Consider the following 8474-nt stretch of genomic DNA (forward strand, 5'->3'; position numbering starts at 1 on the left):
CTCGCGTCAGGCCGCCTCGAGCGCCTGGATCGCGGTCCTCGCGGTCGCGCAGGGGTAGGAGTCGTACCCGTCGTGGGCGTCGAAGGCGCGGCACTCGGCGCAGCGGAGCCGCACTCCGGCGCCGCCCTCGAGGACGCGCTCGGGGCGGTGCCCGTGCAGGATGACGGCGAGGCTCGCGACGAGGGGGTCGCTGCTCACCAGCGCGCTCCGCAGCGCCTCCGACCGGCGGCGGAGGTAGTCGTCCGCCACGGCGTCGATCGACTGCTCGGGGAGGTCCGGCTCGGGCCAGGAGGCGGGCCGCTCGACGGGCAGGTCGAGCTCGTCGAAGCCCATCGACCAGTCCGGGAAGCGGCGCTGCTCGTGCACGCTGGTCCAGACGGTGACCACTCCCTCGTGCCGCGGGTCGGCGAGGATCCGCGCGTAGAGCGAGCGCACGTCGGACTCCTCGCCCTCGAGCAGCTGCATCACGCGGCGGCCGCGGAAGACGAGCATCCCCGAGACGCCGTGCTCGACGTTGTTGCGGCGGCTCGTCTCGAGCAGCCGGCGGATCTCCCCCGAGCCCAGGTCGCGGTCGAGGGTGCTGACGTAGACGACGGTGAAGACGAGGGAGTCGCGCCGCGGCGAGTGCTCGACGAGGTGGAGCGTCGCGGGGGAGCGGGCGCCGGTCTCGGGGTCCATCAGGGCCGCGACCTCCGGGAACTCGAGCCAGATCAGGTCCTCCGGAGCGCTCGGCTCCACGGCGGTGACCGCCGGGACCGCGTCCAGCCACTGCGTCCGCTGGCGGAGGTCGGCGGCGACCGCCTTCTCGTCGAGCCCGGGCAGGAGGCCTGCGGCGCCGGAGACGAAGAGGCTCGTCGCGGAGTTGAGCAGCAGCGTCACGACCGTCGCGTGGCCGTCGCCGCCGAGCACGGGGAGCTCGACACTGTCGGTGCGGCCGTGGGCGGCGAGCCCGGAGGCGTAGGAGACGAGTGCGTCGGCGACCGCGTCCCCCACCTGGAAGGTCGCGCCGGCGTACTGGATCTGCTTCACAGCCCTACGATGCGCCTGCGGCGGATCCACGGGTAGGGGTACCGGTGCCGGGTGGAGCGTGCAGGGGTCGCGGCTGCTCCCGCCCGAGGAGCACGGAGCGGCGGGACCGCGCCCAGTCGGCCGTCGAGCGGGCCGGCGTCCCCGTGATCCGCTCGACCTCGTCGGTGAGCACGTCGACGCCGTCCAGGCCGCGGCGGGCGACGACTCCGAACTGCCGGCGGAGCCCCTCCGCCTGCCACGCGGACATGCCGGTGAGGCGCAGGACACCGGCGAACACGCGGCTGGGCAGGTGCAGGTAGCGGACGCGCCGCCCGAGGCCCGCGGCCAGCTCGCGGGCGGCGCCGGGCCCGTCGAGCAGAGCCGGTCCGGTGAGGACGGGCTCGGCGCCGGTGTGCCCTCCCGCCTCGAGGACGTGCGCGGCGACCCGGGCGATGTCGGCGGTGTCGATCCACGGGATGACGCCGCGCCCCATCGTCTGCGGGAGCAGGCCGCGCGAGATCGCGGGCGCCGAGGGCTCGAGGTTCGTCAGGAAGCCCGAGGCGTGGAGGATCGTCGCGGGCAGCCCGGAGGCGCGCACCCGCTCGTCGGTCCGCCAGATCGCGCGGCCCCAGGGGAGCGGCGAGTGCTCGGCCGCGTCGCCGCCGGAGAGCTGCACGAGCGCGCGGACGCCCGCCTCCTGGGCGGCGCGGACGGCGGTGGCGCCGTGCTCGGCCTGGCGCGGGGTGGCGGCGGTGACCAGGAAGAGCTGGTCGGCGCCCCGGAGGGCGGCGGTCAGTGCGGCCCCGTCGCCGAGGTCGGCGATCCGCGCGTCGAGGCCGCGGGCCGCGAGGGCCGCCGCCTGCTCCGGCCGGCGGACGATCGCGCGGACGGGCGCGCCGGCCGCCACGAGCCGCTCGAAGGTCTTTCCGCCGACGTCGCCGGTGACTCCGGTGATCGCGATCACGTCGCTCATGATTCCTCCTCGGTATCAACTAACTGATACTCGAAGACTACGCCGGTACGCTCGGTCCATGTCCTCGGAGTTCTCCCTGACCCGCGACGACGTCGACGCGATCGCCGCCTGGACGGTCATCCGCGCCGCCCGCGACCTGGCGAGGCGGGTCGGCGACGCGCTCGCGCCGGTCGGGCTCAGCCCGGTCGAGTTCGGCGTGCTGGCGCAGCTCTCGGCGGCCGACGGGCTGACGCAGGCCGACCTCGCCCGCGCCGTCGGCGTCCGCCCGCAGAGCATGACCGCCCTGGTCGCCGGGTTGGCGGAGCGGGGCCTGCTCGACCGGGGCGCCGAGCGCGGCCGCGGCCGTCACTCCCGGATCGCCCTGACCCCGGCGGGGCGCGACCTCCTCGAGGCCGCCTACCCGCTCGTCCGGGCGGGCAACGCCTGGTTCGGCGGCGAGGAGCGCGCGGACGCCGTCGCGACCGCGCTGCGCCCGCTGCTCGGCGGGCAGGCGGGCCGGGGGCACGAGGTCCCCTGAGTGGAGCGGGCGAGGTGGCTCGGCGGCGGGAGGGGCGGCTCCTCCTCCGAGCGCTCGTGCACACCCGGCCCCCTCGCGGGTGCCACCGGTACCCTGGTGCGGTGCCCCTGACCCTCCCTCCGCTGAGCCGCGCCCGCGCGCGCGCCGCCGCGGCGTACCCGACCCGGCAGCTGCTGACCAAGCGCGCCTCGGGCACGAATGGATGGCTCAGCTCGTGGGGGACGAACGCGCACGGCGAGATCGCCGGCTGCCCGCCGCCGCGCGGCTGACCCGCGACCGCCCCTCCTCCGGAGCCCGCGGCCGCGTCCCCGCGCACACCCACCCCTCCGGACGGAACCCCTCATGCCGCACCAGCCCCTGCCCGCCGATCAGGCCCCCCACTCGATCTGGCGGGGACTCCGCCAGACCCTCCAGAAGGACACGGTCGGCGGAGCGTTCCTGCTCACCGCGACCCTCCTCGCCCTGATCGTCGCCAACAGCCCCGCGTCCGCGCTCTACAGCGCGGTCCGCGACTTCCGCTTCGGCCCCGAGGCCCTGCACCTCGAGCTGAGCGTCGGGTCGTGGGCGGCCGACGGCCTGCTCGCGATCTTCTTCTTCGTCGTCGGGCTCGAGCTCAAGGAGGAGTTCGTCGCCGGCAAGCTCCGCGACCCGAAGACGGCGCTCGTGCCGATCGTCGCGGCCGTCGGCGGCGTGGCTGTCCCCGCCCTGATCTTCACCGCGGTGAACCTGCCCCGCGGAGGAGCCGCGCTGGACGGCTGGGCGATCCCCGCCGCCACCGACATCGCCTTCGCCGTCGCGGTGATCGCCGTGGTCGGCCGGTTCCTCCCGCCGGCGCTGCGGACGTTCCTCCTCACGCTCGCCGTGGTGGACGACCTCATCGCGATCACGATCATCGCTGTCTTCTACACCGCCGGCATCGACGTGCTGATGCTCCTGCTCGCGCTGGTGCCGCTGGCGGTCTTCGCGGTCTGCGTGCAGCGCGGCGTGCGCGCCTGGTGGGTGCTGATCCCGCTCGGAGTGGCGACGTGGGCGCTCGTGCACGCCTCGGGCATCCACGCCACGGTCGCGGGCGTGCTGCTCGGCTTCACCGTGCCGGTCGTCGCGACGAAGCGCGCCCGGGTGCAGGTGGGGTCGGACGCGGAGGGGCGCCCGGTCTACGACGGCCTCGCCGCGCACTTCGCCGATCGCTGGAGCGTCCTCTCGACCGCGGTCGCGGTGCCGGTCTTCGCGTTCTTCTCGGCCGGAGTGACGGTCGGCGGAGTCGCGGGCCTGGTCGACTCGTTCCAGGACTCGATCGCCGTGGGCATCATCGCGGGCCTCGTGCTCGGCAAGCCGCTCGGCATCGCCGGGAGCACCTTCCTCCTGACCCGGTTCCGCGGCATCGGCCTGGATCCGTCGCTGCGCTGGGTGGACGTGATCGGCATGGCGTTCGCGGCCGGCATCGGATTCACGGTGTCGCTGCTCGTCGGCGAGCTCTCGTTCGGCGCGGGCAGCGAGTCCGACGACCACGTGAAGGTCGGCGTCCTGGCCGGCTCGTTCCTCGCGGCGGTGATCGGAGGCGCGATCCTCTCGGTCCGCAACCGCCACTACCGCCGCCTGCAGGGCTGACGCCCGGCGGGATCTCGCGGCGCCTGCTGCCCGGGCTGCTCGATCAGCACGCGCCTCCTGCTGGTCGAGCAGCCGTCGCAGGCGGCGCATCGAGATCCCGCGCGGCTCAGCCGTGCAGGCCGTGGACGACCGCGTGGCCGCGGCCGCGGGAGATGAGCAGGCGGTTCACCGGGGTCGTGACGACGAAGGCCAGGGCCAGGGCGCCGGCGAGCGAGCCCCAGAAGAGGCCGGACGAGAGGCCCGCGTCCATCGCTCCGGGGATCGCGAGCACCACCGTGTTGTCGACGACCTCCATCACGGCGATCGAGACGGTGTCGGCCGCCAGCGCGATGCCGACGGCGGCGCGCCACGTCACTCCGGAGCGGAGCACCCCCCGCAGCGTGAGCGCGTAGCCGAACACGAACGCGAGGACGATCGAGAGGGCGACCGTCGCCAGGGCGGGCAGACCCAGGGCGGAGCCGATCACCATGCCGAGGACCTCGCCGATCGCGCAGCCGGTCAGGCAGTGCAGGGTCGCGAGGGCGGCGGCGCGCCAGGTGGTCGGGTGGTGGTGGGCGTGGTCGGTCATGGTGTCTCCCCCGGTTCGGTCCACGGGAGTGCAACATACCCCCGGGGGGTATATTCCCGACCCGGCCGTCGGAGTCTCCTCCGGCTCCGCAGGCCCGCGAGCCGTTCGCCCGGGCGCGCTACCCTCGCCCCGTGCTCCTCCGAGCACCGCCCCTCGACACCAGGAGCCCCGATGGCCGCCCCCACCGTCCTCTTCGTCTGCATCCACAACGCCGGCCGCTCGCAGATGGCCGCCGGCTACCTCCGCGCCCTCTCCGGCGGCGCCGTCGAGGTCCGCTCCGGCGGCTCCGAGCCCGGCGACAGCATCAACCCGATCGCGATCGAGGCGATGGCGGAGGAGGGCATCGACATCTCGCAGGCCGTCCCGCAGCTGATGACCACCGAGCAGGTCCAGGCCTCCGACGTCGTGATCACGATGGGCTGCGGCGACGTCTGCCCCGTCTTCCCCGGCAAGCGCTACGAGGACTGGGACCTCGCCGACCCGAAGGGCCGACCGCTCGAGGAGGTCCGCTCGATCCGCGACGACATCAGGGCCCGCGTGCAGGCGCTCGTCGCGGAGCTGCTGCCCGCCTGAGCCGTTCGATCCCGTCCGGCCGCGTCAGCGTTCGGCGGGAGGCGGGAACGTCCGCCCGACCGGAGGCGAGACCGCCGGGAGCGCCGCGCGCGCCCGGTGCAGGAAGACGGCGGTCATGACGACCCGGGCGCGGGCCGGCGACGAGTCGAGCGGGCCGATCAGCTCCTCGATCCGCGCGAGCCGGTCGTAGAGGGTCTGCCGGCCGATGCCGAGCGCGGCCGCCGTCGCCGTCTTGCTCCCCCACAGCGACGCGAAGGCCTCGAGGGTGGCGAGCAGCTCGCCGCGCTGGGCGCGCAGGGGCCCGAGCACCTCCTCGACGAGGTCGTCCGCCTCCGGATCGTCCTGCAGAGAGCTCGCGAACCGCTCCAGGCGGTACTGGCGCGAGTCGACGACTCCGCCTGCGGGCGCCCACTCGAGCGCGCCGCGCACCTCCGCCAGCTCCCGGGGCACCCGCTCCTGCCCGCCGAGCCCGCTTCCGACGCAGAGCAGAGCGTCCGAGTCGAGGGCGGCGCCGAGGCGCAGGAGCTCCGTCCGGCCCTCCTCCATCGCGGCGGCGGTGGCGAACGGCAGCAGCGCCAGCAGCTCGGAGCCGACCACGCAGAGCACCGGGCCGGGATCCGCTCCCGCGCCCGTCAGGAGGCGGAGCAGAGCGCGGAGCCGCCGGTCGTCGTGACCGGTGTCGGCCCGGACGCCGAGGTAGCGCTCCCGGGATCCGGCGCCGAGGCGGCCGAGGAAGGCGTCGATCTGGAGGTCGGCCGCCGGGTCCGCGCGCTCGACGGATGCGATCGCGAAGAGCTGGGCGGTCAGCCGCTCGGTGACCGACGGCGGGCGGTGCCGGAGCACGGCGATCGCGAGGACGTCCGGCGCCCGGTCGAGCGCGACGGCGACGGCGTGGAGGTCGGCGTCGGCGTGGGCCCGCAGATGCAGGGTGCCCAAAAGGGAATCGCCCGCGTGCAGCACGTTCGAGAACGTCCCGGCCGTCGGCTCCGTGTCGACGCCCGGCCCGGGCGAGGCGCGGGCGATCTCGTCGCCCGTGAGCGAGACGAGCGAGGCGGAGGCGCCCGTCGCGGAGGCGACGACCTGCAGGAGCTCGTCGACACCGGCGTCCCCGGAGGCCGCGTCGGCCAGCAGACCGGACACTCTGTCCGCCAGTCGGATGCTCCGGAACTTCTGCTCGGTGAGGTGGGTGTTGATGCTCTCGCAGACCTGCACGAAGGGGACGCGCCGGGGCAGGGCGAGCACGGGGAGGCCGAGCTCGTCGGCCGCCGCGACGATCGGCGGCGGCACCGCGGGCAGGCGCGGCGAGAGCTCGAGAGCGAGGGTGCCGACTCCCGCATCCACCAGAGACCGCACGTACTCGCGGCACTCCGCCGGGTCCTGGTCGGTCGAGAGGAGCGCGCCCTCCATCAGGAGCAGCTCGCCTCCGAGGAGGAGGGGCGCGATGTCGAGCTGCTCGCTCGTGTGGGCCCAGCGGATCACGGCGCGCTCGGCGGCCGCGTGCCCGGCGGCCACCACCGGGAGCATGGCGGCGAGGCGCGGATCCCGCATCGCGTCCGACAGCAGGTAGGCCATACAGAACGTCCTCTCCCGTCATGGCGAATTTACACGCGGACGCGCCGCCCGAAACGGGTCCGCACGAGAGTGGAGCCTCACCGGGCGCCCCGCCCTCCCCTTCATCCCCCTCCCCGAGAGGATCCGCCATGAGCACCGACACCCTGCACGGCACCGCCGACGCCGAGGACGCGCTGAGTCCCCTGCCCGACTCCCGGCGCACCGCCCGGCTCGACGGGCAGTTCTGGATCTGGGCCGGCGCCAACATCGCCCCCATCAACTGGGTGCTCGGCGCCCTCGGCGTGAACATGGGCCTCGGCCTGGCGGACACCGTCACCGTCCTCGTGCTCGGCAACGTCGTCGGGATGGCGGTGTTCGGCTTCTTCGTCCTCCTCGGGCAGCGGACGGGGGCGACCGGGATGCTCGTGGGACGGGCGATCTTCGGCCGGCGCGGCAACTACGTCCCGGCCGCGATCCAGGCCGTGGTCGTGATCGGCTGGTGCGCCATCAACACCTGGATCGTCCTCGACCTGGTCATCGCGCTCCTCGGCTCCGTCGGCGTCGTCGACCCGGAGCAGGCGAACGTCGGCTGGAAGATCGCGGTGGCGGCGGTGATCATGGCGGTGCAGGTCGCGATCTCCTTCCTCGGCTACCGCGCGATCGCCGCCTTCGAGCGCTGGACCGTGCCGCCGACCCTCCTGGTGCTGGCGATCATGTCGGTCGTCGCCTGGTTCTTCCTCGACATCGACTGGTCCTACGCCGGCCCCGCGGAGGGCGCGCTCACCGGAGGCGACCGCATCGCGGCCATGTCCATCGTGATGACCGCCATCGGCATCGGCTGGGGCCTCACCTGGCTCGCCTACGCCGGCGACTACTCCCGCTTCGTCGGACCCCGCTCCTCGAAGCGGGGGCTCTACCTCGCCAGCGTCCTCGGCCAGTTCATCCCGGTGGTCTGGCTCGGCGTCCTCGGCGCGACCCTCGCGACGAAGAACGGCTCCGTGGATCCCGGGGAGCTGATCGTCGAGAACTTCGGCGCCCTCGCGATCCCCGTGCTGCTCCTGGTGGTGCACGGTCCGATCGCGACCAACGTCCTCAACATCTACTCGTTCGGCATGGCGACCCAGGCCCTCGACATCCGGCTCGGGCGCCGCGCGCTCAGCCTCATCGTCGGCGTGCTGGCCTTCGCGGCCGCGGTGTTCTTCGTCTTCCAGGACGACCTCGCCACCACGCTCGACGCGTGGCTGGTCGGCCTCGTCGGCTGGGTCGCCCCCTGGGGTGCGATCGTGCTGGTGCACTACACCGTGTTCGAGCCGCGCGTCCGCTCCTTCGGGCACCTGTTCGCCCCGGTCGGCTCGCCGCTGCTGCCGGACGTCCGCTGGCGGGCGCTGCTCTCCTTCGCGATCGGCGCGACCCTGACCTGGCTGTTCATGAACGGCTCGGTGCCCGCCCTGCAGGGTCCGGCCGCGACCGCCCTCGGCGGCGTCGACGTCTCGTGGCTCGCGGGCGGAGTCTCGGCCGGCATCGCCTACCTCCTGCTCGGCCGGGACGCTCCCGCCTGGGTCGAGCGCCGGGAGTCGGCCGCGCCGGTCGCCGCGGAGCCCGAGCCCGTCCGCGGCTGAGCCCGAGCCCCTCCGCGGGCCGGCCCCCTCGCGAGCCGGCCCGCCCCGTCCCACCCC

General features: G+C 74.5%; 9 protein-coding genes. 5 read left to right on the forward strand and 4 right to left on the reverse strand.

The genetic code is table 11. The features are described from left to right. Positions 1–6: 6 nt before the first annotated feature. On the reverse strand, positions 7–1029 hold the full coding sequence (locus tag C5C55_RS14235) for a BLUF domain-containing protein (RefSeq protein ID WP_104234353.1): 1023 nt from the start codon (positions 1027–1029) through the stop codon (positions 7–9). 4 nt (positions 1030–1033) lie between these two features. Beyond that, entirely contained in the window at positions 1034–1981 is a 948-nt protein-coding gene (locus tag C5C55_RS14240; protein WP_104234354.1) for an NAD(P)H-binding protein, read from the reverse strand. 58 nt (positions 1982–2039) lie between these two features. Here C5C55_RS14240 and C5C55_RS14245 point away from each other — a divergent pair, with 58 nt between their 5' ends. From C5C55_RS14245 to nhaA, 3 genes are all read left to right on the forward strand, one after another. Beyond that, positions 2040–2498, forward strand: a complete 459-nt coding sequence (locus C5C55_RS14245; protein WP_104329220.1) for a MarR family winged helix-turn-helix transcriptional regulator — start codon at positions 2040–2042, stop codon at positions 2496–2498. 101 nt (positions 2499–2599) lie between these two features. Then, the gene (locus C5C55_RS16675) at positions 2600–2767 is read left to right on the forward strand and encodes a hypothetical protein (protein ID WP_181027217.1); all 168 of its coding nucleotides are present in this window, start codon (positions 2600–2602) and stop codon (positions 2765–2767) included. A 73-nt stretch (positions 2768–2840) separates the two neighbouring features. After that, complete coding sequence (gene nhaA, locus C5C55_RS14250; RefSeq protein WP_104234356.1) at positions 2841–4106, forward strand: Na+/H+ antiporter NhaA; 1266 nt, start codon at positions 2841–2843, stop codon at positions 4104–4106. A gap of 106 nt (positions 4107–4212) precedes the next feature. On the opposite strand, the gene C5C55_RS14255 is transcribed toward nhaA, so the two are convergent. Further along, positions 4213–4674 carry a DUF4396 domain-containing protein gene (locus C5C55_RS14255; protein ID WP_104234357.1) on the reverse strand — a complete coding sequence of 154 codons (462 nt, stop codon included), beginning with the start codon at positions 4672–4674 and terminating at the stop codon, positions 4213–4215. Positions 4675–4845: 171 nt separating this feature from the next. On the opposite strand from C5C55_RS14255, the gene C5C55_RS14260 reads away from it, so the two are divergent. Further along, positions 4846–5247, forward strand: coding sequence for an arsenate reductase ArsC (locus C5C55_RS14260; protein WP_104222419.1), 402 nt, complete (start codon positions 4846–4848; stop codon positions 5245–5247). 24 nt (positions 5248–5271) lie between these two features. Here the strand turns inward: C5C55_RS14260 and C5C55_RS14265 are convergent, their stop codons facing one another. Beyond that, entirely contained in the window at positions 5272–6819 is a 1548-nt protein-coding gene (locus C5C55_RS14265; protein ID WP_104234358.1) for a PucR family transcriptional regulator, read from the reverse strand. A 128-nt stretch (positions 6820–6947) separates the two neighbouring features. Here C5C55_RS14265 and C5C55_RS14270 point away from each other — a divergent pair, with 128 nt between their 5' ends. After that, entirely contained in the window at positions 6948–8417 is a 1470-nt protein-coding gene (locus C5C55_RS14270) for a cytosine permease (protein WP_104234359.1), read from the forward strand. The last annotated feature ends 57 nt before the right edge of the window (positions 8418–8474 follow it).

This window comes from Rathayibacter sp. AY1C2 (assembly GCF_002931195.1).
Lineage (GTDB): Bacteria > Actinomycetota > Actinomycetes > Actinomycetales > Microbacteriaceae > Rathayibacter.

Bases quoted from the DNA above. Each gene is read 5' to 3' on its own strand.
- C5C55_RS14240 (WP_104234354.1), bottom strand. From the start codon at position 1,981: ATGAGCGACGTGATCGCGATCACCGGAGTCACCGGCGACGTCGGCGGA.
- C5C55_RS14245 (WP_104329220.1), top strand. From the start codon at position 2,040: ATGTCCTCGGAGTTCTCCCTGACCCGCGACGACGTCGACGCGATCGCC.
- nhaA (WP_104234356.1), top strand. From the start codon at position 2,841: ATGCCGCACCAGCCCCTGCCCGCCGATCAGGCCCCCCACTCGATCTGG.
- C5C55_RS14255 (WP_104234357.1), bottom strand. From the start codon at position 4,674: ATGACCGACCACGCCCACCACCACCCGACCACCTGGCGCGCCGCCGCC.
- C5C55_RS14260 (WP_104222419.1), top strand. From the start codon at position 4,846: ATGGCCGCCCCCACCGTCCTCTTCGTCTGCATCCACAACGCCGGCCGC.
- C5C55_RS14265 (WP_104234358.1), bottom strand. From the start codon at position 6,819: ATGGCCTACCTGCTGTCGGACGCGATGCGGGATCCGCGCCTCGCCGCC.
- C5C55_RS14270 (WP_104234359.1), top strand. From the start codon at position 6,948: ATGAGCACCGACACCCTGCACGGCACCGCCGACGCCGAGGACGCGCTG.